The sequence below is a fragment of the Acidovorax sp. LjRoot66 genome, from assembly GCF_964253305.1.
GTDB lineage: Bacteria > Pseudomonadota > Gammaproteobacteria > Burkholderiales > Burkholderiaceae_C > Acidovorax.
Genome location: NZ_CAXUQU020000001.1, coordinates 4,406,557 through 4,432,206 on the forward strand (window position 1 = coordinate 4,406,557; position 25,650 = coordinate 4,432,206).

23 protein-coding genes are annotated in these 25,650 nt (G+C 67.8%); 6 read left to right on the plus strand and 17 right to left on the minus strand.

All coding sequences use genetic code 11. The features are described from left to right. Window positions 1-25: 25 nt before the first annotated feature. Genes ACSQ3Y_RS20685 through ACSQ3Y_RS20695 form a run of 3 tightly spaced genes read right to left on the minus strand, consistent with a single transcriptional unit; the run spans window position 26 to window position 1,848 of the window. Entirely contained in the window at window positions 26-670 is a 645-nt protein-coding gene (locus tag ACSQ3Y_RS20685) for a DsbA family protein (RefSeq protein ID WP_436178703.1), read from the minus strand. 13 nt (window positions 671-683) lie between these two features. Further along, entirely contained in the window at window positions 684-953 is a 270-nt protein-coding gene (locus ACSQ3Y_RS20690; RefSeq protein ID WP_436178704.1) for a hypothetical protein, read from the minus strand. Window positions 954-981: 28 nt separating this feature from the next. Next, window positions 982-1,848, minus strand: a complete 867-nt coding sequence (locus tag ACSQ3Y_RS20695) for an MBL fold metallo-hydrolase (protein ID WP_436178705.1) — start codon at window positions 1,846-1,848, stop codon at window positions 982-984. 114 nt (window positions 1,849-1,962) lie between these two features. Here ACSQ3Y_RS20695 and ACSQ3Y_RS20700 point away from each other — a divergent pair, with 114 nt between their 5' ends. Next, window positions 1,963-2,862 carry a LysR family transcriptional regulator gene (locus ACSQ3Y_RS20700; protein ID WP_436178706.1) on the plus strand — a complete coding sequence of 300 codons (900 nt, stop codon included), beginning with the start codon at window positions 1,963-1,965 and terminating at the stop codon, window positions 2,860-2,862. A gap of 55 nt (window positions 2,863-2,917) precedes the next feature. Here the strand turns inward: ACSQ3Y_RS20700 and ACSQ3Y_RS20705 are convergent, their stop codons facing one another. The 4 genes from ACSQ3Y_RS20705 to ACSQ3Y_RS20720 form a co-directional block, all read right to left on the minus strand. Further along, window positions 2,918-5,056, minus strand: coding sequence for an alpha/beta hydrolase domain-containing protein (locus ACSQ3Y_RS20705; RefSeq protein WP_436178707.1), 2,139 nt, complete (start codon window positions 5,054-5,056; stop codon window positions 2,918-2,920). 228 nt (window positions 5,057-5,284) lie between these two features. Next, window positions 5,285-6,283, minus strand: a complete 999-nt coding sequence (locus tag ACSQ3Y_RS20710; RefSeq protein WP_436178708.1) for a Bug family tripartite tricarboxylate transporter substrate binding protein — start codon at window positions 6,281-6,283, stop codon at window positions 5,285-5,287. 46 nt (window positions 6,284-6,329) lie between these two features. Then, window positions 6,330-6,689 carry an AtuA-related protein gene (locus tag ACSQ3Y_RS20715; protein WP_057206848.1) on the minus strand — a complete coding sequence of 120 codons (360 nt, stop codon included), beginning with the start codon at window positions 6,687-6,689 and terminating at the stop codon, window positions 6,330-6,332. Beyond that, a complete protein-coding gene (locus ACSQ3Y_RS20720; RefSeq protein WP_057268879.1) occupies window positions 6,686-8,068 on the minus strand; it encodes an acyclic terpene utilization AtuA family protein in 1,383 nt (460 codons plus the stop codon). Before ACSQ3Y_RS20720 ends, ACSQ3Y_RS20715 begins: the two co-directional genes overlap by 4 nt. A gap of 103 nt (window positions 8,069-8,171) precedes the next feature. Here ACSQ3Y_RS20720 and ACSQ3Y_RS20725 point away from each other — a divergent pair, with 103 nt between their 5' ends. Both ACSQ3Y_RS20725 and ACSQ3Y_RS20730 read left to right on the plus strand, forming a co-directional pair. Beyond that, window positions 8,172-9,074, plus strand: a complete 903-nt coding sequence (locus tag ACSQ3Y_RS20725) for a LysR family transcriptional regulator (RefSeq protein WP_436178709.1) — start codon at window positions 8,172-8,174, stop codon at window positions 9,072-9,074. Between the two features lie 209 nt (window positions 9,075-9,283). Continuing rightward, complete coding sequence (locus ACSQ3Y_RS20730; RefSeq protein WP_436178710.1) at window positions 9,284-11,851, plus strand: ATP-binding protein; 2,568 nt, start codon at window positions 9,284-9,286, stop codon at window positions 11,849-11,851. 36 nt (window positions 11,852-11,887) lie between these two features. Here the strand turns inward: ACSQ3Y_RS20730 and ACSQ3Y_RS20735 are convergent, their stop codons facing one another. Beyond that, window positions 11,888-13,060: an esterase-like activity of phytase family protein gene (locus ACSQ3Y_RS20735; RefSeq protein ID WP_436178711.1), complete on the minus strand. Its 1,173-nt coding sequence runs from the start codon at window positions 13,058-13,060 to the stop codon at window positions 11,888-11,890. A 299-nt stretch (window positions 13,061-13,359) separates the two neighbouring features. Between ACSQ3Y_RS20735 and ACSQ3Y_RS20740 the strand changes: the two genes are divergently transcribed. Next, window positions 13,360-13,833, plus strand: coding sequence for a hypothetical protein (locus ACSQ3Y_RS20740; protein ID WP_436178712.1), 474 nt, complete (start codon window positions 13,360-13,362; stop codon window positions 13,831-13,833). On the opposite strand, the gene ACSQ3Y_RS20745 is transcribed toward ACSQ3Y_RS20740, so the two are convergent. The 9 genes from ACSQ3Y_RS20745 to ACSQ3Y_RS20785 all read right to left on the minus strand — a co-directional run bounded on the left by ACSQ3Y_RS20745 (window position 13,789) and on the right by ACSQ3Y_RS20785 (window position 22,383). After that, window positions 13,789-14,424: a putative glycolipid-binding domain-containing protein gene (locus tag ACSQ3Y_RS20745; RefSeq protein WP_436178713.1), complete on the minus strand. Its 636-nt coding sequence runs from the start codon at window positions 14,422-14,424 to the stop codon at window positions 13,789-13,791. The genes ACSQ3Y_RS20740 and ACSQ3Y_RS20745 overlap by 45 nt on opposite strands. 46 nt (window positions 14,425-14,470) lie before the next feature. Continuing rightward, window positions 14,471-14,989, minus strand: coding sequence for an N-acetyltransferase family protein (locus ACSQ3Y_RS20750; RefSeq protein WP_436178714.1), 519 nt, complete (start codon window positions 14,987-14,989; stop codon window positions 14,471-14,473). Continuing rightward, a complete protein-coding gene (locus ACSQ3Y_RS20755; protein WP_436178715.1) occupies window positions 14,989-15,450 on the minus strand; it encodes a GNAT family N-acetyltransferase in 462 nt (153 codons plus the stop codon). The genes ACSQ3Y_RS20750 and ACSQ3Y_RS20755 overlap by 1 nt, the downstream gene beginning before the upstream one ends. Before the next feature lie 37 nt (window positions 15,451-15,487). Beyond that, window positions 15,488-15,871, minus strand: coding sequence for a YkvA family protein (locus ACSQ3Y_RS20760; RefSeq protein ID WP_436178716.1), 384 nt, complete (start codon window positions 15,869-15,871; stop codon window positions 15,488-15,490). Between the two features lie 71 nt (window positions 15,872-15,942). Further along, window positions 15,943-17,367 carry an ankyrin repeat domain-containing protein gene (locus tag ACSQ3Y_RS20765; protein ID WP_436178717.1) on the minus strand — a complete coding sequence of 475 codons (1,425 nt, stop codon included), beginning with the start codon at window positions 17,365-17,367 and terminating at the stop codon, window positions 15,943-15,945. A gap of 39 nt (window positions 17,368-17,406) precedes the next feature. Then, the gene (locus ACSQ3Y_RS20770) at window positions 17,407-19,038 is read right to left on the minus strand and encodes an ATP-binding protein (RefSeq protein ID WP_436178718.1); all 1,632 of its coding nucleotides are present in this window, start codon (window positions 19,036-19,038) and stop codon (window positions 17,407-17,409) included. Window positions 19,039-19,627: 589 nt separating this feature from the next. Then, the gene (locus ACSQ3Y_RS20775) at window positions 19,628-20,890 is read right to left on the minus strand and encodes a hypothetical protein (RefSeq protein WP_436178719.1); all 1,263 of its coding nucleotides are present in this window, start codon (window positions 20,888-20,890) and stop codon (window positions 19,628-19,630) included. A 176-nt stretch (window positions 20,891-21,066) separates the two neighbouring features. Continuing rightward, window positions 21,067-21,528, minus strand: coding sequence for a hypothetical protein (locus ACSQ3Y_RS20780; protein WP_436178720.1), 462 nt, complete (start codon window positions 21,526-21,528; stop codon window positions 21,067-21,069). Between the two features lie 15 nt (window positions 21,529-21,543). Then, window positions 21,544-22,383: a hypothetical protein gene (locus tag ACSQ3Y_RS20785; RefSeq protein WP_436178721.1), complete on the minus strand. Its 840-nt coding sequence runs from the start codon at window positions 22,381-22,383 to the stop codon at window positions 21,544-21,546. A gap of 378 nt (window positions 22,384-22,761) precedes the next feature. On the opposite strand from ACSQ3Y_RS20785, the gene ACSQ3Y_RS20790 reads away from it, so the two are divergent. Next, window positions 22,762-23,775 (plus strand): PhnD/SsuA/transferrin family substrate-binding protein, encoded by a 1,014-nt coding sequence (locus tag ACSQ3Y_RS20790; protein WP_436178722.1) that lies wholly within the window; start codon window positions 22,762-22,764, stop codon window positions 23,773-23,775. A gap of 172 nt (window positions 23,776-23,947) precedes the next feature. After that, window positions 23,948-25,627, plus strand: a complete 1,680-nt coding sequence (locus ACSQ3Y_RS20795; RefSeq protein WP_436178723.1) for a hypothetical protein — start codon at window positions 23,948-23,950, stop codon at window positions 25,625-25,627. Window positions 25,628-25,650: the final 23 nt, after the last annotated feature.

The window sequence follows — 25,650 nt, forward strand, 5'->3', positions numbered from 1 at the left end:
TCGGGGGGCGCCAACGGCGCTGAAATCAGGCGGCAGCCAGCACCAGCTCCAGCAAGCGCTCATGCGGCCCGAGCAGCGCGTCGCCGCCGATCAGCCTGAGCGCCCCGCCCTCCCCCCTGACCACCAGTTGCGGCACACCGCGTGCGCCCACGGCGCGCAGGGTGGCCTGTGAGCTGGCCACGCGTTCGACCATGGCACGGTGCAATGCGGCGTCGGGCGCCAGGGTCAGCGCGGCGGCGTCGGCCAGGCCCAGGCTGGTCAGCACGTCGGCCAGCACCTGCGCATCGGCCGTGTCACGGCCATCGATGTAGCGGGCGCGCTGCAAGGCGTGCAGGGCATCCAGCTCGCGGTCTGGCGCGGTCTGCGCCACCGCAGTCAGCGCCAGGGTGGCGGGGCCGGAATCAAAGCGGCCCGCAGGTGCGCCCAGGATGTTGTCGCGGTAGGCCTGGGTGAAGCGCTGACCGGTGAGTTTTTCGATGCGCTGGTCGTTGGACCAGGCATAGGCGGCAAATTGCGCATCCATGGGCCGGGCACCAGCGCCCGCGAACAGGCCCGAAGGCGCCAGTGCTACGTGCACGCCGGGGGTACCCTGCAGCCGGCCCAGGGCCGGGGCGGCGGCATAGCACCAGCCGCACAGGGGATCGAACAAATACGTCACTGCCGTTGTCATCGTGTTGGGTCTTTCACAGTTCAGTGGATTGAGAGAGCGCCGCTTCAAAAAGCGCCAGTTCTTCTTCCAGGGTGCCGCGGCTGCGGAAGTGGCGGTTGGCGCGGTCGTACCAGTTCTCGGCATCCTCCAGATCACCTTCCTGCAGATGCAGGATGCCGTGGAGCCAGGCCGCCAGCAGGGAGCCGTCGTGTTGCACCAGATCGTGCGCTTCATTCCAGCGCCCGGCGCGCAGGTGCTGCAAAACGGGTTGAAGTGGATGCGTTGGCATGATCTGGTGGTCCATCACTTTGGGGGATTGGTAAACCTGTTGCTTACCACTTCATGTCGCCCTTGTTCACCTTGGCGCCGATATCGAGCGACAGGCCCATGGGCGCTGCGGGGTACGCCTTCTTCATGGCGTCGATCAGTTCGGCGCTGGTCTTGGTCGCAGCGGCGTTCTTCTCGAAGGCCTGCAGGTAGCCCTTGGTGTAGGTCACATTGGCAGCGGTCAGTGCGGTGCCGGCGCCCATGTGGCCGGGCACGACCACGGCGGGCTGCAGGGCGGCCATCTCGTCGAGCTGGGCCACCCAGGCACTGCGTTCGGCCACGGTCTGGGTGTCGGCGGTCCATACATGGGTGTTGGTGCCGAACACGCCGATGTTGCCCACCACGGCCTTCACCGAGGGGATCCAGGCATAGGGGCGGTGCGCCAGCAGGCCGGTGGTGCCACGGATTTCGACCACCTGGCCGTCGACCGTGAGGGTGTTGCCGGTGATGGCCTTGGGCAGCACGGGCGTGCGCGGTGCGTTGGCACCCATCTTGGGGCCCCAGAAGGCAAGCTTGCCAGCGAGCTTGGCGCTGATCTTTTCCAGTACGGCGGGGGTGGTCACCACCTCAGCCTGGGGAAAGAACTCCTTGAGCGTTTCCACGCCGAAGTAGTAATCCGGGTCGGCCTGGCTCACGTAGATGGTCTTGAGCGCTTTGCCGCTGTCGAGCACGTTGGCGGCAATGCGCAGCGCGTCGGCACGGGTGAACCCGGCGTCGATGACCATGGCCTCCTTCTCGCCGTAGACCAGGGTGGAGTTGACATTGAAGCTGTTGCCGTCGGCGTTGTAGACCTTGATCTGCAGCGGCTCGGCAGCCTGTGCGGCGGTGAAGGCGATGGCCAGGGTGGCAGCGATAACGGTGGTGCGGAACATGCGGGAATCTCCAGAAGTGGGTGGTGTTGCTCGGTACAGGCTGCAGTTTATTTGCGCCAATCGATCTAATAAACCGCTTAAACTGCGCATATTTGTTGCACCAATAGATCAAATATGGACCGCCTGACCGCTATGCGCGTGTTTGTGGAAGTCGCCACCAGCGGCAGCTTCAGTGCCACGGCCGACCGGCTCGACATGTCGCGCGCCATGGTCACGCGCTATGTGGGCGAGATGGAGCAGTGGCTGCAGGCCCGCCTGCTGCAGCGCACCACCCGCAGCGTGACGCTGACCGATGCGGGCGAGGCCTGCCTGCGCCGCTGCCAGCAGATGCTGGCGCTGGCGCAGGACATCGAGGAAGAGACCACCGCCACGGGTGAAGGCGAGCTGCGCGGCCAGTTGCGGCTGACCTGCAGCGTGTCGTTCGCCTATGCGCAGCTGGGCGCGGCGATCACCGACTTTCTGGCGCTGCACCCGCTGCTCAAGATCGACCTGGATGCGAGCGAAGGCGCGCTCAACCTGGTGGAGCGGCGCATCGACCTGGCCATCCGCATCAGCAGCGGGCCCGACCCGATGCTGATCGCCCGGCCGCTGGCGCGCTGCGATTCGGTGCTGGTGGCATCGCCCGCGTACCTGGCGCGCCATGGCGTGCCCGCCCTGCCGGTCGACCTGGAACGCCACCGCTGCCTGAGCTATGCCAACTTCGGCAAGAGCGTGTGGGAGCTGGCCCGGGGCGGCGAGACAGAGCGCGTGGCGGTGTCCAGCCACTTCAGCGCCAACGAGGCCACCACCTTGCTGCGCGCCGCGCTGGCCGGTGGCGGCATCGCGCTGCAGCCCACCTACCTGGCCAACCCGCACATCGCCAGCGGGGAGCTGGCCGCCGTGCTGCCCGACTGGGGGCTGCCGGTGATGGCGATCAACGCGCTGTACACCTCGCGCCGGCACCAGTCGCCTGCGGTGCGGGCGTTGCTGGATTTTCTCGTCGAGCGCTTCAAGGGAGCCCCCTGGTCGCTCTGAAATACAAAGGCCGGGGCACCAGCCCTGGCCTTTGCATCACAGGGTCAACCCACCGTCAGGGCAGGATCACCGTAGCCCTGGCCCGGTCGATCTGGGCCTGTGCGTCCCGCGGCAGCAACAGGCGCTGGGCCACCAGAGCATTGGCCGCCTCGGTCACAGCGGCCACATAGCCGGCCTGGTTGCCGTACAGCTCCTCCAGCGACACCCGGCCATCGCCGGCGGCCAGGCGCGCGGCCCGCGTGGTGTGGAACGGGATGTAGCCGCCCGTGAGGTTGGCCAGGTCGGTGATGCCTGGCGTGGCCACGTAGTTGAACTCGAAGCTCGTGCCCAGCGGCGCGCGCGCCTCCACGCTCTGGATGCCGGCGCGGGTCAGACCCGTGCGCGCGTCCACCTGGGGCACCAGGATGGCGTAGTCGCGGTTCAGGTTGCGCGGGGGCAGGATGGTGGCAATGCCGGCCTCGTCCTGCGGGATGTACTGCGGGCCGAAGTCGAACAGCGGGAAGTTGTTGTGCCAGCCCAGGTAGTTGAAGTCGGGGATGGCCGTCTGCGCGCCGCTCACCGCCCAGGTCAGCCCCTTCATGGCCGGGAAGGCCACTTGCGCGGGGCGCACCAGCGTGCCGTCGGCCACCTTGGGCACCTGGCTGGCGGGCGGCGTGGTGCCGCGCACCACCCAGTCCTCCACCCCCAGGAACAGCGCGCGGAAGGTGTCGTTGAACTGCACCACCGTGCCCGTGGGGTACGGCGAGCGGCTGGGCGCAAAGCTGATGCTGGCCGTACCGCCGGCCCCGCCGTGCTGGGTGCTGGCGTAGTAGTAGATGCGCGCGTTGTCGGGCTGGGTCAGGTCCTTGAGACCATTGGCGTCCGTCAGCACCGGCGAGCCCTGCAGCTGCCAGAACTCCGTGCCCGAAAGGCCCAAAAAGAACTTTGGGCAGGTGCTGGTGGCGGCGCAGCGCTTCATCACGCCGCCCTGGCGGCCGCTGATGTCGTCCACGTAGTCCTTGTCCAGCCCGCGCGGCGCCGTCTGGCCGAAGGCCGTGTGGTCGGTGCGCAGCCCGCCGCCGCCGCCGGGCACGGCAAAGCGGGTGTTGATGTTGGTCTGGCGCGCAGCCACGTGGGCGTACATGCCATCGAACACCTTGCTGCCATCGAGCGCCTGGTTGAAGCCCAGGTGCAAGAAGGTCTTCATCGCGTTGCCCGACTGCGAGGTGCCCTGCCCCAGCGTGTGCGTGATGCGCCCAGCCACCGGGTTGGCCGTGCCGCTGGCGTCGGCCCCCTTGCTGCGGAAGAAGCTCACCGTATCGCGCAGCGCGGCCAGGCCCACGCCCATGACCTTGGGGTCCTTGGCGACGTAGACCAGCTCGTACAGGTAGGCCGGGTCGAACCCGCCCTTGAGGCAGACGCTGGTGGGGCTGGGCGTGCCAGGGAAGGCTTTGGCGCCCGTGGCGTCGCAGGTGGCGAACTTCCAGTCCGCAGCGGAGATGGTCACGTATGGATCGGTCTCGTTGGCGCGCCGCGTGAGCGAATAGCCGGGCTGGGTGTTGTCCAGGCTGGCGGGCTCGTAGGGGATCATAGTGCCATTGAAAACGCCGCCGGGCAGCGTCATCGCAGGACTGGCCGCCGTGGGCACCAACTCGGCGCGGTACGGGCCGGTGATGCTGGTGCCGTCCTTGTTCTTCGCCACGGGCACGGTGGCCGTGAGGCGCGCCGCCGCGCTCTTGGGCACGTCGCCCTGCCAGGCCGAGTACAGCATCACGTAGCCGCGCTCCAGGTACACGGCATCGCTGGGCGTGGCCGTGGGGTTGAGCATGGTGAGGATGTTGCCGCGGTTGGGCGCGTCGTAGCGCAAGACCCCGCTGGCCTTGGCCATGTCCTTGGGCTTCAACATCACAAACTCGGTCTTGTATTCGGCCATGCCGCGGGCATTGACAGGCGCCAGCGCCAGGTCCTGGATGACCGCGTTCTTGGGATCGGCAGGGTCCACCTCGCCCGAGAGCGTGCCCGTGAGGCGCTCGTACGTGCCCACGGTTCCGTAGGTGCCCGGGAAGTCCTCGCGGGCGGTGATCTCGAGCTTCATCGCCGGGGCCTTGCCGGTCAGGCCGTCGTCGCTGCTGCTGCCGCCGCAGGCGGTGACGGCTGCTGCGGCCGCAGCCGTGAGAGCGATGGCGCCCCAGGTGGGAAGAGGATGTTTTCTCATGTTGCTTGTCTCCTGTGTGGTTGCTCTTGTGGTCTCTTGCTTGCGGGAAAAACGGACATGCAGCGGCTTCGCACCTCGCTCACGGGGAGTCGGGTGTTCGGGCATGGCTGCGCCCATACCGGCGGCGCAGGCGCGCGGCCGATTGGCGTCTCTTTCAGGGGTGAGCTGTGCGCGTCCTCAAAAACGCGGCACAGGGCTGCGTGCCGGCTGGGCACGCAGGTGGGCGGTTTACTCGGCTTCGATACCGGCAGCCTTGATGACCTTGCCCCACTTCACCGTTTCGGCGGCCTGAAACTTGGCCAGCTCGTCGGGCGTGGTCGTCCAGGCTTCGGAGCCCGCCATGTCGAAGAAGGCCTTGGCGGCCGCGCTCTTCGTGGCAGCGCCCATCAGTTCATTGAGGCGCGTCACCACGGCAGGCGGCGTGCCGGCAGGGGCATAGGCCGCGAACCAGTAGCCCATGTCATAGCCCTTGACGCCAGCCTCGTCGATGGTGGGCACGTCGGGCAGCTGCGAGCTGCGCTTTTGCGTGGAGTAGCCCAGCGCGCGCAGCTTGCCGGCCTTGACCTGCGGCACGCCGGTGGAGGTGTCGGTGATCATCAGGTCGATCTGCCCGCCCAGCAGGTCGGTGATGGCCAGGGGGTTGCTCTTGTAGGGCACATGCAGAATGTCCACACCCGCCAGCTGCTTGAGCATTTCGCCGGCCATGCGGCTCGACGAGCTGCCGCTGCCAAAGCTGAGCTTGCCCGGCGCCTTTTTGGCCGCGGCCACGACGTCGCCCACGTTCTTGTAGGGCGATGCGGCATTGACCACCATCACCTGCCCGCCCTTGCCCAGGCCGCTGATGGGCGCGAAGTCCTTCACCGGGTCGTACGAGAGCTTCTTGTACAGGTGCTCGTTGGCCGCGTGCGTGGTGTTGGTGGTGATGAGGAGGGTATAGCCGTCCGCAGGCGCCTTGGCCACCGCCTGCGCGGCGATCATGCCGCTGGCGCCGGCCTTGTTGTCGATGACCACGGGCTGCTTGGTGTCGTTGGTGATGGACTGGCCGATGGCGCGCGCCAGCTGGTCGGTGGCGCTGCCGGCGGCAAACGGCACGACGAAGGTGATGGCCTTGGCCGGGTAGGCCTGGGCCATGGCCGTGCCGGCCAAGCCTAGCGATGCGGCCATGGCCATGGCGGCGGCAAGGGTGCGTCGGCGGGATGGGGAATGGATGGTGTTGAAAGCGCTCATGTTGTCTCCTGGTGTTGTTGGTGATGGTGAAGGAACGAAATCGGGGTCAGCCCGGGCCCGCAAGATGCCCGGCCAGTGCCTGCGGCACCTGCACCGGCAGGTCGAGCAGCAGGTAGCTCAGCGCCTTGCCGTGGCTGTCGAGGTTCAGGGCGTCGTTGACGCCACCGTCCAGCACGTCGTCGAGCACGAAGTTCATGGCCTGCAGCTGCGGCAGCACGTAGCGCACCACGCGGCCCGGCTCGCGGTGCGCAAAATGGTGCGCCACGGCGGCCTCGGTCACCTGGGCCATGAGCACATCCCACAGTGCAGGGTGCCAGGCGATGACGCTGATGTTGGAGCGGTTGCCCTTGTCCCCGGTGCGGCTGTGCGCCAGGCGGTACAGCGGAACAGTGATGGTGTCGGTCATGCGGCCGCCCTTTCTTCTTGCACGATGGCATCGAACATGCGGTAGCCCGTGGGCACGGCCTCGCGCGGCACCAGGCACGACACGGTGCCCAGGCGTGGCCGCATCGCCGTGCGCACCCCGCCCCCGCCCGCAGGGCCGCAGGTGTACAGGGCGGTCACCTCGCGCAGCAGGCGCTGGGCGCTGGCATGGTCGCGGTGCTGCAGGGCCACGCGCAGGCGCACGTCGCGGGCACCGCCGTCGCCGGTGGCATCCAGCCAGCGGCCGGCATCGTCCCCCAGCACGCTGGTCACGCCGATCAGGTCGATGCGCAGCGGGCCCAGGCCGGCCAGCCGCTCGCGCAGCACCTCGCCCGCCAGGCGGGCACGGGCCTCGGCCCGGGCGCCGGCGTAGGAGATCTCGCCCTCGGCGAACCAGCCCGATTCGAAGCACACGTTGACCTTGAGCGTGGCCGGCCGGGCATGGCCGCGCACCCCTTCGAGCCGCACGGCATCGGGCCCCACGGCGGTGACGGTGGCCTCGGTGATGTCGGCCACCACGTCGGGGGTCAGGTAGGCGGCGGGGTCGTGCAGCTCGTACAGCAGTTGCTCCTTGACCGTGCGCTCGTCGATGCGCCCGCCGGTACCCGGGGGCTTGGTGATGGTGCAATGCCCGTCGGCATCGATCTCGGCAATCGGGTAGCCCAGGCGGGCCATGCCGGGCACGTCCTTGTAGCCGGGGTCGGCGAAATAGCCGCCGGTGACCTGGGCGCCGCATTCGAGCAGGTGGCCGGCCATGGTGGCGCGGGCCATGCGATCCCAGTCGTCGGGTGCCCAGCCGTAGTGCGCCAGGGCCGGGCCCAGCACCAGGGAGGGGTCGGCCACGCGGCCGCAGACCACTACATCAGCGCCCTCGCGCAGCGCGCCGGCAATGGCCTGCGCGCCGATGTAGGCGTTGGCGCTGGCGATGGTTTCGGTGGGCATCGCATTGCCCAGGGCACCCTGCAGCAGGGCGCGGTGCGCGGGGCCGCTCAGGTCGTCGCCCTGCACCACCGCCACGCGCGGGCGGCGCAGGCCCAGCTCGGCCGCCAGTTGCACGATGCGCCGGGCCGCGCCCTCGGGGTTGGCAGCGCCAAAGTTGCTCACGATGCGCACGCCATGCGCCAGGCAGTCGCCCAGCACGGGGCGCAGCATGTCCACCAGCAGGGGTTCGTAGCCCGCGTCGGGGTCGCTGCGGCGGGCCAGTTGGGCCAGGGCCAGGGTGCGCTCGGCCAGGGTCTCGAAGATCAGCACAGCCGGCTTGCCGCTGGCGATCAGGGCCTGCACCACGGGCGCGGCGGCGTCCGTGCGGTCGCCCGAGAAGCCGGCGGCGCAGCCGACCAGCAGTGTTGCGTTGTTCGCCATAAGGTGTCTTTGTCTCCTGTGCCGCACTGTAGGCACCGGGTGTTATTCTGTGAAATAGATTGTTGGTATCAATCCATCCGTTTTTCAGATTAATTTATCGGCAATGAGCAGCCACCACCTCTCCACCCGCCAGCTCGACGCCTTCCTGGCGCTGGCCGAGCAGCGCAACTTCACGCGCGCCGCGGCCCAGTGCCATCTGTCGCAGCCGGCGTTCAGCGCCCTCATCCGTGCGCTGGAAGAGGACCTGGGCCTGCGCCTGTTCGACCGCAGCACGCGGCATGTCGACCTGACGGGCGAGGGCCAGAACTTCCTGGAGTCGGCCCGGCGCATCCGCGCCGAGATCACCACCGCGCTGGCCGCCATGCGCTACGCGGCCACCCTGCAGCGCGGGCGCGTGGCCGTGGCGCTGCTGCCGTCGCTGGCTGCGGGCTGGCTGCCGGGCGTGCTGGCGGCCTACCGCGCGGCCTATCCAGGCATCGAGATCGACATTGCCGACGTGCTCTCGGAGCCCTGCATCGAGCGTGTGGCCAGCGGCAAGGCCGACTTTGCGCTGGCCGCGATCCGCGCCGACACACCCGAGTTGCAGGCCGAGCCCTTTTGCAGCGACGACTTCCATCTGGTGTGCCAGGCCGACCACCCGCTGGCCCACCGCAAGAAGCCCATTGCCCCTGCCGACCTGGCCACCTGGCCCTTCATCCACCTGGCGCGCAACAGCAGCGTGCGCCAGTACCTGGAGGCCGCCTTCCACCCCGAGGCCATGCACACGCTGATGGAGGTGGAGCAACTGGCCACCGTGATGGGCATGGTGCGCGCGGGCCTGGGGATCAGCGTGGTGCCGGCGCTCACGCTGTTCCACTTCGACCAGCCGGGCCTGGTCACCCGGCCGCTGGCCCTGCCCGGCTTGCTGCGCCAAATCTACCTGGTGCGCCGACGCGACCGCAGCCTGTCGGTAGCAGCGCAGGCGCTGTATGCACTGGTGATGGCGCAGCGGCCGGGCCAGGGGTAGCCCTATCGGCCTGTCATTGCCAAGTCGTGCACGTTTTGGTGATGGCATCGGCGAATGCCTACAAAATCTCTGGACAGGTGTCTTTATCATCGTGCGAAAAATGCGGTGCCGCACCGCCTTCCCCGGGCACGGCCCGATCACAGAACCAGGCACCCATGTCCTCCGGCATACCCACTACCCAAGCTTCCCTCCTGTCCGCCGGCGGCGAAATGGCCGGATTGATTGCGCGCTTCGATTGGGCCGCGACCGAACTGGGGCCGCTCGAACAATGGCCCGCCCACCTCACGCTGGCACTGGCCAACATGCTGCGCTGCCCCATGCCGATTGCCACGCTGTGGGGCGAATCGGGCGTGCTGATCTACAACGACCCCTACTCCAGGTTCTCGGGCGCACGCCACCCAGGCCTCCTGGGCATGAAGATCCGCGAGGCCTGGCCCGAGGCGGCCGACCTCAACGACCGGGTGCTCAAGGTCTGCCTGGCCGGCGGCACGCTCACGTATGAAGACCAGGAGCTGAGCCTGAACCGCGACGGCGTGCACAAGCCGTTGTGGGTGGACCTGAACTACTCCCCCCTGGTAGACGACGCAGGCACCCCGGTGGGCGCCATGGCCCTGGTGGTGGAAACCACCGACAAGGTGCTGGCCGACCGGCGCCTGCTGATGGAGCGCGAGCGCTTTGCCACCCTGTTCGAGCAGTCGCCCAGCTTCATGGTGCTGCTGCAGGGGCCCAGCCACCGCATCGAGCTGGCCAACCCCAAATACCTGGAGCTGGTGGGCGACCGCAGCCTGCTGGGCCGCACGGTGGCCGACGCTCTGCCCGAGGCCGCCGAGCAGGGCTATGTGGCCATGCTCGATGGCGTGTACACGAGCGGCAAGGCCGCAACGGCCTTTGGCGCCCGTTTCGACATCCAGCAGCATGCGGGTGAGCCGGTGAGCGAGCGGTACATGGATTTCGTGTACCAGCCGATCCGCGACACCTCCGGCGCGGTGACTGGCATCTTCGTGGATGGCCTGGACGTGACCGAGCGCGTGGCCGCAGAGGCCAAGCGCGACGCCTTGATCGAGTTCACCAGCCAGTTGCGCGGGCTGGACAACGTGGACGACATCAGCCTGGCCGCAGCCCGCATCCTGGGCCAGACCCTCAAAGTGAGCCGCGCGGGCTATGGCCGCGTGGACCACGATACCGACATCCTGCAGGTGCAATGCGACTGGACGGCCCCGGGGGTGCTGACCCTGCAGGGAGAGCTCTGCCTGCGGGACTTCGGCACGTTCATCGACGCGCTCAAGAACGACGAGTTCGTCAGGGTGACCGATGCGCGCAACGACCCCCGCACTGCGGTGGCCGCCGGTGCGCTGGAGTCGCGCAGCGCCCGTGCCTTCATGAACATCCCCGTGGTGGAGCACGAACGCCTGGTGGCCGTGCTCTTCGTGAACCAGGACGACGTGCGCCAGTGGACCCACGAAGAGTGCGAGTTCATGCGCGAGATTGCGGGCCGCACCCGCACCGCCACCGAACGCGTGCGCTCCGAAAACAAGCTGCGCGGCAACGAAGCCCAACTGCGCGAGATGAACGAGTCGCTGGAGCGCAAGGTGACCGAGCGCACCAACGAACTGATGGAAGTGGAGGCCAAGTTCCGCCAGTCGCAGAAGATGGAGGCCATCGGCCAGCTCACCGGCGGCATCGCGCACGACTTCAACAACCTGCTGGCGGGCATGAGCGCCAGCCTGCAGGTGCTGGAAAAGCGCCTCGCCGCCAGGAACTTCGACAACACCGAGCGCTACATCGGCATGGCGCAAAGCGCGGTGCGCCGGGCGGCATCGCTGACCCAGCGACTGCTGGCCTTCTCACGCCGCCAGACGCTGGACCCGCGCCCCACCGACGTGAACCGCCTGGTGGGGGGCATCGAGGAGATGGTGCGCCGCACGGTGGGCCCCTCGGTCGAGGTGGAGGTGGTGGGCGCGGGCGGCCTGTGGCTCACGCAGGTGGACCCATCCCAGCTTGAAAACGCCGTGCTCAACCTGTGCATCAACGCGCGCGATGCCATGGCCCCCAACGGTGGGCGCCTGACCATCGAAACGGCCAACAAATGGCTGGACGACCGCGCCGCCGCCGAGCGCGAGCTGCCACCCGGCCAGTACATCTCGCTGTGCGTGACCGACACCGGCGTGGGCATGGCGCCCGAGGTGATCGCACGTGCCTTCGACCCCTTCTTCACCACCAAGCCCATGGGCCAGGGCACGGGGCTGGGGTTGTCGATGGTGTACGGCTTCGTGCGCCAGTCGGGCGGCCAGGTGCGCATCTACTCGGTGCCCGGCGAAGGCACTACCATGTGCCTGTACCTGCCGCGCTACATGGGCGATGCCGACCAGGAGAATCCGCACATCCAGCCCACCTTCGACCACCGGGCCGATGGCGAGGTGGTGCTGGTGATCGAGGACGAGGCCACCATCCGCGGCCTGATCGCAGAAGAGCTCGAGGACCTGGGCTACAACGTGATCTCGGTGGGCGACGGCCCTGCCGGCCTGCACGTGCTGCAGTCCGAGCGCCGCATCGACCTGCTGCTGACCGACGTGGGCCTGCCCGGCGGCCTCAACGGCCGCCAGGTGGCCGACGCCGGCCGCGTATCGCGCCCCGACCTCAAGGTGCTGTTCATCACCGGCTACGCCGAGAACGCGGCCGTGGGCAACGGCCTGCTGGCGTTTGGCATGGAGGTGATCACCAAGCCGTTTGACGTGGCGGCGCTGGCCGCCAAGGTACAGGAGATGATTGAGCGGTAGGGGCCGTTGGCGCGGCTACCATGCCCCCTTACAGAATCAATCTGGCAGCACTTCGAAGACGATGAACTGATTGGCCTGCGTGTCGGCGGTGAAATTGTTGTCCGCCGCAAGCACGAGGGTGCGGTGGCCATTGGGCAGGGTCTTGCGCCAGGTGATGGCTTCGATGTTGTCGAGCTTGACGCCCTGGTAGTTGATGGGCATCTCGAGCAGCAGCTTGCGTGTCATGGGGGTGTAGGCCGCTGTGCCTGCAAGGCTGGCCATGCTGGTCACGTTGGTCGTGGCATCGGTGATCTCGGTCAGCACCAGGCGGATGGTGTTGCCGATGCCCGATGCAAAGGCGCGCTCGATGGCGATGAACTTCTTGTTGCCGATGGCCAGAAAGTCCGACAAGCCGTTGTCCGGTCCGAACGGCGCTCCGGCCGGCGCATCCACCGGGATCTTCGGCAACTGGTACGCATACTGTGCCTTGGCCGCGCCGGTGGTCGGGTCCAGGGCCGTCACGCGCACCACGCTGCCGGCCTGCACGGTGGTGAGCGGGCCGTCCTGGATCAGCGCATCCTCATTGGCCACGAACACCGTTCCATCAGGCGCCACCGTCAGCGCCTCGAAGAGCTTGTTGCTGCGCGCGCCCGTGGTGGTGTTGTCCACATAGTTGTAGATCGCCGGCATCTTGAACTCGCGCACGAACTTGCCGGCCGTCGTCATCTCGCGCACGAAGGGCTGGAACAGGGTTGCCGCCGTGGTACCCCAGTTGCCCTCGGACGACCAGTACAGGTTGCCATTGGGCGCCAGGCGGATCGCCTCGGGGTCCACCGTGCGGGCCGATGCGGGAAACGAGGAGCCATCCTCGCGCTGCATATACGTCTGGCGGTTGACCTTGACCGTCACCGGGCCGGTGGCGGCGTAGTCGATGCTGAGGTTGTAAAAGCGCGGCGTGCCGCGCTCGCCACCGCGGTCATCGGAGATGGCCCAGTAGCTGCCATCGGTGGCCTGGTCCAGCCCCGAGATGCCGCCGAACTCGACGCCCTCGAACAGCGTGCCGGTGGGCAGGGACGCGGTGCCGATCAGCCTGAGGGATGCAACGCGGGATTCGCCGTTGTCGTCGTCGCTGCCGCCGCAGGCGGCCAGGGTGGCTGCCGTCAGCGCGGCCAACGCGAACGCGGCAGCCGTGCGGCGCCAGGCGGAGGTGGTGGTGTGAGCGAAACTCATGTTGTGCGTCTTTCTGGGGGATTGAGGAAAGCAGCACGGGAGGTTGGGGGGCGAATGCGTCAGGTGCGTGACACTCCAAGTCATTGGAGACACATGTTGCTGCGGGGAAACACAGCACATCCAGTACAGGAGCAGCGCGTTGCATCAAAATCAGGTGGTTCCCGCAGTCAACCTTGGATATCGACCGCCGCCATGTTTCAATCGCTGTTGCACCAACACCGCCATGCGGATGAAGATCAGTGCAAGCTGGCGCTGGATTGAGCCCTTTCGACATCTCGGCTAAAGAACAGGTAGTTTGCATGACTGAACGGCTATCCCTGGTGCTCTGGAGCTGGTACGCAGAAGACGAGTACAAGAACATCCTCGCACTTTGCGAGCTGTGCCAAGCACTCGAATTCCTGGCTTCCAGTGCAGCAGAACAGGCGAACAGCATCCCCAATTGCCAGGCATGCGAGACTTGGTATTCGATGGTCTTGCCGGTCAAAGACTACCTTGAAAGTTGCCCCCAGGCCGTTGGTCCGGACTTCAGGCATGCTTTGGCGCGCACGTGGGAAAGCTGCAATGCCATGGATGCAGGCGCCTTGGAATGTGGTGATCCGGAAATTTTCAACCACTCCGATTGGGAGCCGGTCAGGAACGACGCCCGTGCGGCGCTCGCGGTGATCGACTGGCCAAGTTTTCGGGCCGATGCGGACAAACTGGTACTTGAGTGCAGGACGGCGCTGTTTTCAATCGGGCGTCGAGAGCGAGGGGGTCCCAGTGCCCAGCCTTGAGAACAGTTCCGGGTACTCCACCACCGCGCCGCTCTCGCACACCTCCAGCACTCCGCTGTACCCCACCGTAGGCGCGTCGTACTGGTAGCGCAGGGCATCCAGCCGCCGGTAGACCTGGGGCAATTCCTGAAGACGCAACTCCGGAAACGACAGCCAGGCCGCAGGCGCCTTCGCCTCCTGCCCCACCTGCAAGGCCATGCGGCGGATCGCGATCATGTTGGTGGCAGGGCTGAAATTGAGGTCCATGTCCGGGCATGCGCTGACGCTGACGCCGGTATCCGCATCGGGCCCAGCGCCCTGCCCCACCCGCCAACGGCCATCGGCGCCGGGGTGAAAGCGCAAGTCCACTACGCGCCCACCGCAATGGCCGGACACATGGGCGGCCTGCGTCACCCAGCCTGTATCGACGCTGACCGCATAGCCCAGGTCGCACGCCAGCCCTTCTTCATGGAACACCGCCATGCCGTGCAGGTCCCAGCCGCCATCGGCCCGCGGGTAGACGCGGCAGACATCGCTGCCAGTCCCGCCGCCAATGCGGCGCCAGAAGAAGGTGTGTTGCGGTGCGGCGGTCATGGCAACGGTCTGCGGCATAGGGATTCCTCCTGCTATTGAATGCCGGGCGCCGCCACGTTACTGCCTACTGCAGCAGCAAACCCATCTGCATGGCATCATGGTAGATGCCATCGACGCACACGGCCTCGGGCTCGGTGCCCCAGACGGTGAAGCCCAGGGATTCGTACAACGCACCAGCAGCCAGATTGGGCAGGTACATGGTGAGGTGGATGCGGCGCACACCGGCCTGGCGAGCATGATCGACGGCCTGCGCCACCACCAGGCGCCCCAGGCCCTGGCGGCGATGGTCGGGTGCCACGAAGGTGCCCCACAACACAAGCTTGTGGCGCGACGATGCGAAGGGTCCTGACGGGGCTAGCGCAGCGGTGGCGGCGAGGGTTGCGCCGACGAAGGCGCCAAAAACCACGTTCGTCGGGGCACCCAGTTGGTCGCGAAAACCCTGAAGGGGCCGAGCCAGTTCCTCCTGCATGCCCAGGCCCAAGGGCACGGGATTGTCTGCGGCGACCAGGCGGCGCAGCGCGCTGAAGGCCTCGGCATCCTCGGCAGTGAGCCGGCGCAGGATGAATCCATCGCCCGAAGCCATCACGCAGCCACCTGCACCTCTTTGCGCATGAACACGCTGTGCACGTCCGGCGCATAGTCGCCAAACGGCCCGCTCTCCTCATAGCTCATGCGGGCATACAAACCCAGCGCCTCGGGCTGCAGGGGTCCCGTCTCCAACGCAAAACGCGTGCAGCCGCGTGCGATGGCTGCAGTTTCGACCAAGGCCAGCAGTGCCCGGGCCAGGCCCTGGCCGCGCGCTTCGGGGCGGACGTACATGCGCTTGACCTCTCCGAAATCGGCGCCCAGCACCATGGCGCCGCAGCCCAGGGCCACGCCCTGCTCCGAGCGCGCCACGGCGAACAGCACGTGGGGCTGGTCGAGCGCGTTCAGGTCGATGCCGTGGTGGCTCTCGGGTGGGTACAAGGGCTTCTGGAAGGCGTCGAGGTCGTCGATGAGCTGCACCACGTCGGGCTGGCGGGGGGATTCCAATCGGATTTGCATGCCCGCCATCGTAAGGGATCGCACCCCACCGCTGCCTTCAGTTCGGCCGATGCACCCACCAGTAGACGAGCCCCGACGCAAACGCCAACCAGACCAGTACGATGACCACCGCCGCAGCCCGGCTCCGGGGCCGCTCCAGCACGCTGGCTGCCTTGTCACGGGCGTCCTGCAGCACCGCAGGCGGCAGCATGCGGATGACGAGCAGCAGTCCCAGAGGGACGATGAGCAGGTCGTCCAGGTAGCCGAGCACGGGGATGAAATCGGGGATCAGGTCGATGGGACTGAGCGCGTACGCGGCCACTGCAACGGCCAGGCAGCGCGCGGGCCATGGCGTGCGCGCATCGCGGGCAGCGAAGTAGACGGCGACGACGTCACGCTTGATGCGGCGTGCCCAGTCTTTGGCGGTGGTCAGGAGGGACATGGCATGCGCAGTATCCCGCAGGCGTCCTACTCTTTTCGCAGCGATACGGCCAACCAAAGCTGCGCCCTGCCCTATCCCTGCGTCTTGAGGTACTGCGCGCACATACGGCCCACCACATCGGCAACCGCCTCGAATGGGGGCAGCGCGTTGGCTGAGATGGGCAGCACCACCTCCTCCCTGCTGAGAAAATTATTGCCCTCCTGTTGCCGATACTTGACGAGCAGGTTGGTCCAGAACACGTCCGGCTCCACCTCCACCACGCCGCTGCGGCTGAGCCAAGATTTCGTCTTTGACAGCCGGATGGCGGTGAACTGGTTGTCGTACTCGGCGTACAGGGCCTGCATCGGTATGCGGGGGTCGGCAACGGTGGCCAAATGCTCGAAGATGCCGTGCATGAAAGGCAGGAACCATTGGGAATCCGGGTTGGGCGGTGCGAACGCAGGGCCGTTGAATACTGCACGCGCGCGATCCCACGATGCGCGTTGGGCTGCACCATCGGGGTTGGTGTTCACCTTGGGAGGCTTCTTCGCGGGCACTGCGGTACTCAAAGCGGCCACGCGGGCTTCGTATTCGGTGCCCTTAAACAGGCGTGCATCGGCCGCCAACAACTTGCCTTGCGCGGCCAGCGCCTCGGCCAGGACGGCTGCCACATCCAGGTTGCCACCGCTCACGGCCAGGCGCAGCGGGGTGCGCCCGCGGGCGTTGGCGGCCGCAGGGTCGAGGCCCCAGACCAGCAATTGGCGGGTGGTGGCTACGGGGTCGCCGTGGCGCATCCAGGCCACCGAGATGCCTGCGCGGCTCAGGTCCAGGCCGTCGACGTCGCCGGCGATGTACATCAATGCGTTGGAGCCTGCGGGATTGGTGGCCAGCACGTTGGCGCCCCGGCCCTTCAGAAACTGCAGCAGCGGCACGCTGCCCATGTAGGCAGCCATAAGCAGCGGGTTGTACATCTCGCGGTGGTCCAGGGCCTCGATGTCGGCGCCTGCCGCGATCAGCATGTCGATGGCCTGGTACACGGCGTCGGCATGCCCAGCCTCGGCATCCTCGCGAAAGGGGATGCTGAAAATCTCGCCGCGCATGTCCCCCAACCCGAGCACAATGCACAGCGCGGGATCCTTGGTCTTGCGGGGATCACCTCCTGCCGCCAGCACCAGGCCCAGCCGCTCCAAAGAGCGCTCGCTGGGACCGCTCCACAATTGCTCGCAGCACACGGCCAGGGGCGTGGAATTGCGGTTCTTGCGCTTGTTGGGATCCGCACCGTGCTCCAGCAGCAGGCGCAACAAGTCCATTTGTGCATCCACGCGCTGGGTGGCTGTGGGCTCGTCAGGACCATCGTAGCGTGCCCAACGGGGGCTGCAGGCCCACTGCGACGCGGGGTACTGGGACACGCTGATGCGGTCGGGGTGTACTCCGGAGCGGACCAGCCGCTCTATCTCGGCAACGATGGTTTCGAACCCGATGTCGTGTTCGAGGGTAACGGAAGAAGATGTGGCCATGGAAAAAGGAACCTCAGAAGAAAAGATGCAACTCGCTCGTCAGGCCTTGGCCATCACCGCCAGCTCCTGGTGCAGCAACAGCTCCACCTCGCTGGGCTCGAACTGCGCGGACATGAGCGGTATGGCAAAGCTGTAGGCGGCGCCCTCGCGGCGCAGCACCCAGGCCAGTTGCAGGCGCGCGAGCGACTGGCGCAGGGCCTGGGCGTCGGCCTGCACGCCGTGGCCTTGCAGCAGCCCCGCCAGGGCCACCAGGCTGGTTTCTGCCTGCTGGGCAACGTGGTAGACCACCACGCGGTCGAGCCGGCAGGCGGCGTCGTCGGGCGAGAGGCGGCCCCAGCCGGCCAGGGCGTCCTGCACGGGCTGGGAGGCCAGGGCCTGGTTCAGGTGGCGGGCCTCGATCACGCGCTCGCCAGGCTGCAGGGCCTCCAGGCATTCCTGGCACAGGATGGCGACCAGATTGGCGCGCAGGCCACTGGCATCCACCAGGCGCTCCACCAGCGCATCGCCGCCAAAGCCCAGGCGCAGGCGGCGCAGCGGCTCGGTGGCCAGGGCCTTGCAGGCGGGGCGCTCCAGCCCGCCGATGGCCAGCACCTCGCCAAAATTGCGCAGGGGGCTCTGGTAATCGAGCACGGCCGTGGCATACAGGTCCCAAAAGCCGGCCAGCATGAACCAGCAGCGCCCCTCTTCGCTGAGCGAGCGCAGGGTGGACAGCTGGTGGTAGCCGTTGTTCGACTCGTCGCGAAAGAACAGGTCGGCCTCGTCGATCAGCAAATACAGGCGCTTGCCGGTGAACTGGGCCTGCAGGTGGTCCACGATGGCTTCGAGCGGCGTGTCGGCCGGCAGGCCGAATTGCAGCGCCATGCGCGGCGCCAGCCGGTGGTCGCGCAGCGAGACGTAGTGGCAGACGATCTGCGGGTGGCCCTGCAGCCGGCGCTGCACGGCCTTGAGCAGGCTGCTCTTGCCCAGCTGGCGCCCACCCACCACCAGGTAGTTGGCCGGCTCGCGGTTGACCACGCGGGCCAGCAGTTGCTCGCGCCCGAAGAAGGAGCCCTCGCGCGTGACGCCGCCGCGCGTCTGGTAGGGCGAGATGCGCGTCACGCGCAGCTGGGCCGAGAGCAGGCGCAGCAGCACCTGCAGGGGCTGGGCCGAGAGCAGCCACTCAGTCTGGCTGGCGCTGTCCACCATCACATGCAGGTTGGCGCCGTCGTCGGTGTGCGCGCGCAACAGCGGCCAGGGGGTCTCGGTGCCGTGCTCGCACAGGATGAGCAGCACGTCGGTGCCGGTCTGCGCGGCGCGCAGCTGGCGCAGCACGGTGGCTTCGTCGAGCCCCGGGGTGGGGACGTAGAGCAGGCAACGGTCCAGCGAGACCGGCAGGTCGGGCGGAAACTGCCACTCGAACACCGCGCCGGGCAGCGCCCAGTCTCGGGCCGGCTGGCTGCGGGCGGACACGCGCTCGGCCAGCACCGTGGACTGGTCGGCCGGGTCGTCGTGTGCGAACTGCACGGCGCTCTGCCAGTCCCGGGTGCGGACCTCGGCGGCCTCGAGCGTGGCGCGCAGCCGGCCCACGGTGCGCAGCAACTGGTCGATGCGCGGCAGGCGCGAGACAGGGGTGCGCAGCAGCTCTCGGGGCGCAGTTGCGCGGGGCCGATCAGCGGGTGGCGCAGCACCCACACCACCGCGCCGACCACGAAGATCAGCGCACACCACTTGATCAGGCTGCGCAGCCAGCCAAAAGGCTCGGCCGCTTCCACCGCGGCGATGCGGGCCTGGCGGATGGCATCGGGGTCCATGTCGTCGCCCTTGCCGTCCTGGTTGTCCTGGCTTTCGGGGCCGGCTGCGCAGCTGATGGGCAGCATGCCCGGGGGCATGGGCGGCTTGCCGGGCCGGCAGGTCCAGTGGTACATGTCGGGCGTCATGTGCAACAGCACCTGCGTGCCGGACAGATTGCCGAGCGCGGGGTCGCTGATCACGTCGGCCTGCAGGCGCAGCGGCCCGGGCGAGGTGACGCGCAGCTTGGGAAAGGGTATCTGCGGCGCGTACTTCTGGATGTCCTCGGGCCAATGGCCCAGCTCCTGGCTGGCCTGCACCAGGGCCACGCGCCACTGCACCAGCTCGCCCCACACGGGGCCAATGCTCTCGGCCGTGCGCACCGATCCGCGGGTGGCCGGGTTCAGGTGCGGCGTGAGCAGCGCGCTACCGATGAACAGCGTTGCGCCTGCGACCATCAAGGCCCTGATCACGGGCCACGTCATCCAGGACCTCAACTGCTCGAGCATGCGGCCTCCAGCACCATCAGGCCCGCATGGCGCACCGTGTCGCAGCGCCAGTGCAGGCGCGCCGCATCGCCGGTGCCGCGCACGTGGATGAGGTTGCCCCAGAACAGGCGGCGCAGGTCGTCGTCCTGCAGGTAGGGGCGGGCACGGCCCAGGTCGTCGGCCTGCAGCAGGCTGCGCAGGCGCTCGCGCGGGGCGCCCTCCTGCGCCAGCGGCAGAAAGGTCTGCCACAGGCGCGGGCTGCCGGCCAGCTGCGTGCGCAGTGCGGCAGATGAAGCCTGGGTCTCGTTGATACCCTGCTCCACCAGCCACTGCAGCCCCTCTTCGAACAGCGCGGGATGGCCGCCGCTGGCGTCCAGCAGGTGGGCCAGCACGGGCGTCGGCCAGTCGTGGCCGGGCCAGCGCTGGCGCGCCAGCAGGGCCAGGTCGGCCAGCGTGGGCTCGGGCCAGTGGTTGACCTGGGCGATGTTGAGCAGCGACATGTCGCCGCTGCGGTACTTGAGGTCGGCCAGCGCCTCGCCGCCGCACAGCAGCAGGTGCAGGCGGCCGCTGTGCATTTCGCTCAGGCTGCGCAGGATGCCGGCCAGCGTTTCGCGCAGCGCGGGCGTGCCCTGCTCGAAGCGGCTGACCAGACAGAACAGGCGCTCACCGGCCACAAGGCGCCGCTCCAGCGCAGATTCGAATTCGTAGTCCGACTGCACCTCGCCCAGCCCGCACTGGCGGCCGATGGCGGCAAAGTACTCGGTGGGCGCGGTGCTCACGCTGTAGGGCGGCTGGATGTGCAGCACCGAAGTGGCACCATACTGATGGCGCGCGCGCTGCAGCAGCTCGGGCCGAAACGGCGGCTGCCCCCAGTGCGCGGGCGACAGCAGCATGGAGATGGGGTAAGGCATGGCCTGGGCGAGCTGGCCGAACAACCGGGCCTGGAAGGCGCCAAAGGGCTGTTCGCTCTCCGCACCCGTGGCGGCGCCCACGGCCGCGGCAGGTGCCTCCACCTCGGCCTGCAGCGGGAACTCGGGCGCGAAGCCGGCGGCACTCAGCAGGCGGTTGGCCTCGGCCTCGGTCAGGCGCAGGTAGCGGGTGCACGCCACCACCTTTTCGCGCGAACGGGCGTTGGGCGCCGACATGCCGTTGCGCCAGTTGTTCACCGCCTCGCGGCTCAGGCCGATCTCGGTGGCCACCCCCGAGGCACTCGCACGGATGCGGCGCATGTAGAGGGACAAAAGCTCCGGGAACGAATCGTGGGCCATGGATGGTGGGCGGCAAGCCGGCAAGGGGGTTTGAGCAGGGCAACAAAAAGAGGCCGAGGCCTCCAGCAGGCATTGTCTCCTGCGCCAGGGGTGCTGGCGGCCAAAAAACGATGGCATCGGACGCACACCGCGCCCCACAGCGGCCTGGTGGGCACAGGCGACCATCCGATGCCCCCTCACACCAGCCTTTGCACCATGGGCCAGGCCTTGTGGCACGCCAGCCCGCATGCAGCCAGCACCGGGCTGTACAGCACGGCAACGCCCACGATGGTCATCAGCCAGCCAGGCTCCTCGTCTTCGCTGTCCTCCCCGGCCTGGCTTTTTTCTCCCTCCCTCCCGGCCTTTGCGGCCTTGTCCTTGTCCGAATCGGCGTCGCCCGTGACCTCCTGCACCATCACCACGGCCACCGCCAGCAGCGCAACGCCCAGCACTCCCAGGTAGGCGTACTGCAGCGCCAGGCGTTCCAGCGGATAGAAATAGCCGGCCAGCAGCACGCCCGGCAGCACAAAGAACAGGCGCATCAGCCACCGGTACCAGTCGTAGCCCTCGCCTTTCTCCAGCGCGCCCAGCACCAGCCGGTAGGCCAAGGCCCCCAGCACAAAGATCACCCCACCCCACCATTCGATCTGCGTCAGCATGTGTGTTCTCCCTGGTCAAGAGCCAACGGCGGCGGCTTCACCATCGGTATCGCCATCACCATCGCCGCCATCGCCTTTCAGCTCGCTGTGCGTGCGCGTCGCGTAGTACAGCGGCAGCGCAATGGCCAGCACCAGGCCCAGCCCGAGCCACAGCCACAGGCCCTTGAACAGCAGCACGGCGACCACGGTGAACACCGCTGCGTGCAGCAAGCCCTTGAGGGCCGAGCCCAGCACCACCACGCCGATCACGCCGTCCATGGTGTTCTTGACGCCGTTCTTGCCCATGGCCTTGGCGATCTCGACAAAGGCCTCGGCGGCCTCCTGCGCCTCCTTGCGCTTCTTGGCCTCGTCCTTGAGCAGGCGGGCGACGGAGAGGGGCTTGGCCGGGTCGTGCGCGTCGGCTGCAGCGCGTTCGCCGGGCTCGTCGCCATCGTCCGGGTCGTGTGCGGGCTCGACGATGGTCTGCAGGTGCGGGTACAGCGCCAGAAAATACGAGCGCGGCACCCACTGGCCCTTGTCGAAGTACATGCGCTGGGTTTCACCCACCTGGTCGTAGAACACGTCGAGCACGGCAGCCTGCAGGCCGTGGCCGAACAGTGCGACCAGGGGTGACAGGGGCAGCGGGTCGCTGGTGCCGGTGTCGAAGTTCAGCTGCAGGTAACCGGGCGCGGCCGTCACCTGCTGGTTGAACCACTCGGCATCCCACAGGTCCGCCAGCGCCACGCCCAGCTTTGCGGCCCAGCGCGTGGCCTCTGCGGTGTTGCCCTCGGCGATGTACTGGTACACCAGCTGGGCGTACTTGAGCCGTATCGAATCTTCGAAGAACAGGTGCAGGGTATGGGCGTTTTGGGACATGGTGGAGTCGGTGTGGCGACCGGGATTGGCTGCGAAGTGGTTGGATTGTTGCCGTGGCGCGTGTGCTGCACCCTCTCCACCTTGTCCATTTGCACACCCGCAGCGCTTGACAGGGTGTCAACCGAACCATGGCGGATGGGTGTTTTGGCACGCGCACCACACCGGGGCCCCGCAAGTCGCCAAGGTTACAAACAGGTGGGTCGCGTCGTGCATACTGGCCCGGCCTACCGGGCCCCTCGCAGCACGCCTGTGCCGCCACGGCCTGCCCCGCAAGGCAGCCATTCCCAACGCATTGCCACCAGCCATCCAGCGCCCGCCGGGCGCGGGGCTGGCGCCGCGTTGGCCGACACAAGAATGAACCGAGGAAGAGAAAACACCATGCTTGCCAAACCCCTGGATGCGCGCCTGTGCGCGACGCTGCTGTCAGGCGCCACCTTGCTGCTGGGCCCCGTGGCCGCGCAGACCACGGCCACCCCACCGGCCAAGGCCAGCGCTGCGCGGCAGGCCGCCGGACCCGCCGCCCCGCTGTTTGGCGGCACGCGCGAAAAGCTGGTCGTGGCCATGCCCAAGACCTACGCCAAGAGCGAGACCATGCTCATCTGGGGTGACTACTTCAATCACCTGGCACGCTGCGGCAACCTGGACCTGCAGAATCTGCAGGGCGAGTCGCTGGAGCGCAGCGTGAACATCGACACGTTGGGCGAGAAGGAGCTGATCGACGGCATCATCGCCGGCAAGGTGCAGCTCGCCCAGGTCAACCCCGGCCTGGTGCCGCAGCTGGTGGCGGCGGGCCAGCCCGCCCCCTTTGGCGTGCCGGGCAACAAGGCCAGCGGGCAGCGCAATTCGTACAAGCTGATCCTGATCTCGCGGGTGGACAGCCCCTTCACCAAGCCGCAGGACCTGGTGGGCAAGAAGATTGCGCACACCACGCCCACCTCCAACTCGGGCAACCTGGCGCCACGCGCCCTGTTCCCCGCGCTGGGCCTGGTGCCTGACCAGAACTATGAGGTGGTCTTCTCCAACGGCCACGAGCGCTCGGTGACCGGCGTGATGCACGGCTTCTACCCAGCCGCCGCCGTGGCCAGCGACCTGTACCAGCGCATGGTGGTCAAGGGCGACGTGAAGGGGTCGAGCATTCGCACCCTGTGGGAAAGCCCGCCCTTCATGACCGAGACCTGGACCCTGGGCAAGGATGTCTCGCCCGAGGTGCAGGCGCGCGTGACCAAGTGCTCGTACAGCTACAGCTTCTCGCCCAAGCTGCGCCAGCTGCTGCCCGGCAACGACACCTTCCTGGCCATCAACTTCGAGCGCGATTTTGCGACGGTGATGGAGGTCTACAACAAGACCCAGAAGGCGCAGGCGGGCAAGGCGGCCACGGCGGCCAAGCCCTGAAGAGCCACCGATCTGCCGGCCAACTGGTGGGTCATGCTCGGAGGCTGCGCGGCCGTGGCACAGTCTGGGCTCGCTTGCCGGCGGGTACTCTGGCAACCCACGCCTGTAGAGGCGTTGGGATACATCGCTTTCACCACGACGAAAGGCCCCGCTCTTGACCACTCTTGCTGCAATGATCGCCCGGTTCCTGCTGCGCCACCTGCTGTCGTTCGTGCTGATCTGCGCGGTGCTGCTGCTGGGCCGATGGGGTTGGGCCGAGTGGCAGGCATACCAGTCATCGCGGGCCGAGATAGGGCAACTGGCGGGGGCAGACCAGCGCATCGCGCGCGATGTAGGCGCCCTTGCCACCGCCAGCCAGGAGCGCGTGGCCAGGCTATCGTCCGCATCGCTGAGCGCCCTGGGCGAGCGCATCGACGCGGTGGACCAGGAGACCCGGCGCAAGCAGCTCGAACGGCAGAAGGCCAGCGAGCTCGGACCCCTGCTCAAAGGCCAGCCCATCCTGGAGCACCAGCTGGCCGGCATGCGGCTGGATGCCGAGATCTACCTGCTCGACGCGGAGCGCAAGTACCTGCAGGAACTGCGGCTGCGCTTGCAGGCCACCCAGTCGGCGCAGTCGCGCCGGGCAGAGCTGGAGCGGCTGCGCCTCATCCACCAGGGTGTGTACACGCAGTGGCAGGCCGCAAAAAGGGAGCGGGAAGCGCTGGAGCAGAGCCATCCCGTGGCATGCCGGCTGGGCATTGGATCGGCCGAATACCGCCAGTGCGGGCAATTGAGGGCGCTGCAGGACCAGTTGCTGGCAGACAACCGCCGCGCCGACGGCGACTACCAGCGCCAGCTGGCGCTGGTGCAGGAGATACAGCCGCTGCCAGCCCTGCAGGCGTTCGCGCCGAACCGCAGCGAGATCGACACTTTGCTTGCACCACTGCGCGAACGGCAGGCGGCGCTGCAGGAGCTGCGTGCCGGCAACTGGTTTGGCAGGCTGTCGGCCCCGCTGCTGGAGATCATGCCAACGGCGCTGCTGATACTGCTGGGTGCCATGCTCACGCCACTGGCCATCAAGGCGCTGTTCTACTTCGTGCTCGCGCCGTTGGCCGCGCGGCGCCCTCCCGTGCGCTTGCTGCTAGACAGCCTGGGCGAGCTGGCGCTGGAATCAGGCCACGCAGCGGTGTCGCGCGAGGTGGTGGTGGACGCCGGCCACGAGCTGCTGGTGCACCCTGACTTTCTGCAGAGCGCATCCACCGCAGGCCACAGCGATACCTGCTGGCTGCTGAACCCACATTACCCGCTGACCAGCCTGGCGTCGGGCATGGTGGCGCTCACCCGCATCCGCACCCCCGCGCCCGCCACCTACGTGGTGTCGGCCACGCAGGACGCCCACAGTGAAATTGGCGTGCTGCTGCTGCCCGCAGGCGCGGCCCTGGTGATGCAGCCGCACAACCTGGTGGGCGTGCTGCAGCAGCGCGGCATGCCGGTGCGCATCACCTCGCATTGGCGGCTTGGCAGCCTGCATGCCTGGCTCACGCTGCAGTTGCGCTACCTGGCGTTCCATGGCCCCGCGCAGCTGATCGTTCAGGGCTGCCGGGGCGTGCGGGTGGAACCGGCCGATGCGGGTCGCGCCATCAGCCAGGCGGCGACCATCGGCTTCAATGCCAACCTGGGCTATTCCACGCGCCGGTGCGAGACCTTCATCGCCTACCTGCGTGGCAAGCAGGCTTTGCTCAACGACTCCTTCAGCGGCGAACGCGGCTTCTATGTGTACGAGGAACTGCCCCACCCGCGCAAGCACCAGGGCGGCCCGGCGCGGTGGCTGGAGGGCCTGGCGGATTCCGTACTCAAAGTGTTCGGGATCTGACCCTACGGCCCCCCCGTGCAAGC

What these genes read in the sequence shown, in the direction of transcription:
- ACSQ3Y_RS20790 (WP_436178722.1), top strand. Translation starts at nt 22,762, where the DNA reads ATGCTTGCCAAACCCCTGGATGCGCGCCTGTGCGCGACGCTGCTGTCA.
- ACSQ3Y_RS20710 (WP_436178708.1), bottom strand. Translation starts at nt 6,283, where the DNA reads ATGAGCGCTTTCAACACCATCCATTCCCCATCCCGCCGACGCACCCTT.
- ACSQ3Y_RS20755 (WP_436178715.1), bottom strand. Translation starts at nt 15,450, where the DNA reads ATGCAAATCCGATTGGAATCCCCCCGCCAGCCCGACGTGGTGCAGCTC.
- ACSQ3Y_RS20715 (WP_057206848.1), bottom strand. Translation starts at nt 6,689, where the DNA reads ATGACCGACACCATCACTGTTCCGCTGTACCGCCTGGCGCACAGCCGC.
- ACSQ3Y_RS20700 (WP_436178706.1), top strand. Translation starts at nt 1,963, where the DNA reads ATGGACCGCCTGACCGCTATGCGCGTGTTTGTGGAAGTCGCCACCAGC.
- ACSQ3Y_RS20780 (WP_436178720.1), bottom strand. Translation starts at nt 21,528, where the DNA reads ATGCTGACGCAGATCGAATGGTGGGGTGGGGTGATCTTTGTGCTGGGG.
- ACSQ3Y_RS20745 (WP_436178713.1), bottom strand. Translation starts at nt 14,424, where the DNA reads ATGCCGCAGACCGTTGCCATGACCGCCGCACCGCAACACACCTTCTTC.
- ACSQ3Y_RS20795 (WP_436178723.1), top strand. Translation starts at nt 23,948, where the DNA reads ATGATCGCCCGGTTCCTGCTGCGCCACCTGCTGTCGTTCGTGCTGATC.
- ACSQ3Y_RS20695 (WP_436178705.1), bottom strand. Translation starts at nt 1,848, where the DNA reads ATGTTCCGCACCACCGTTATCGCTGCCACCCTGGCCATCGCCTTCACC.
- ACSQ3Y_RS20775 (WP_436178719.1), bottom strand. Translation starts at nt 20,890, where the DNA reads ATGGCCCACGATTCGTTCCCGGAGCTTTTGTCCCTCTACATGCGCCGC.
- ACSQ3Y_RS20750 (WP_436178714.1), bottom strand. Translation starts at nt 14,989, where the DNA reads ATGGCTTCGGGCGATGGATTCATCCTGCGCCGGCTCACTGCCGAGGAT.
- ACSQ3Y_RS20735 (WP_436178711.1), bottom strand. Translation starts at nt 13,060, where the DNA reads ATGAGTTTCGCTCACACCACCACCTCCGCCTGGCGCCGCACGGCTGCC.
- ACSQ3Y_RS20765 (WP_436178717.1), bottom strand. Translation starts at nt 17,367, where the DNA reads ATGGCCACATCTTCTTCCGTTACCCTCGAACACGACATCGGGTTCGAA.
- ACSQ3Y_RS20725 (WP_436178709.1), top strand. Translation starts at nt 8,172, where the DNA reads ATGAGCAGCCACCACCTCTCCACCCGCCAGCTCGACGCCTTCCTGGCG.
- ACSQ3Y_RS20785 (WP_436178721.1), bottom strand. Translation starts at nt 22,383, where the DNA reads ATGTCCCAAAACGCCCATACCCTGCACCTGTTCTTCGAAGATTCGATA.
- ACSQ3Y_RS20690 (WP_436178704.1), bottom strand. Translation starts at nt 953, where the DNA reads ATGGACCACCAGATCATGCCAACGCATCCACTTCAACCCGTTTTGCAG.
- ACSQ3Y_RS20740 (WP_436178712.1), top strand. Translation starts at nt 13,360, where the DNA reads ATGACTGAACGGCTATCCCTGGTGCTCTGGAGCTGGTACGCAGAAGAC.
- ACSQ3Y_RS20705 (WP_436178707.1), bottom strand. Translation starts at nt 5,056, where the DNA reads ATGAGAAAACATCCTCTTCCCACCTGGGGCGCCATCGCTCTCACGGCT.
- ACSQ3Y_RS20720 (WP_057268879.1), bottom strand. Translation starts at nt 8,068, where the DNA reads ATGGCGAACAACGCAACACTGCTGGTCGGCTGCGCCGCCGGCTTCTCG.
- ACSQ3Y_RS20760 (WP_436178716.1), bottom strand. Translation starts at nt 15,871, where the DNA reads ATGTCCCTCCTGACCACCGCCAAAGACTGGGCACGCCGCATCAAGCGT.
- ACSQ3Y_RS20685 (WP_436178703.1), bottom strand. Translation starts at nt 670, where the DNA reads ATGACAACGGCAGTGACGTATTTGTTCGATCCCCTGTGCGGCTGGTGC.
- ACSQ3Y_RS20730 (WP_436178710.1), top strand. Translation starts at nt 9,284, where the DNA reads ATGGCCGGATTGATTGCGCGCTTCGATTGGGCCGCGACCGAACTGGGG.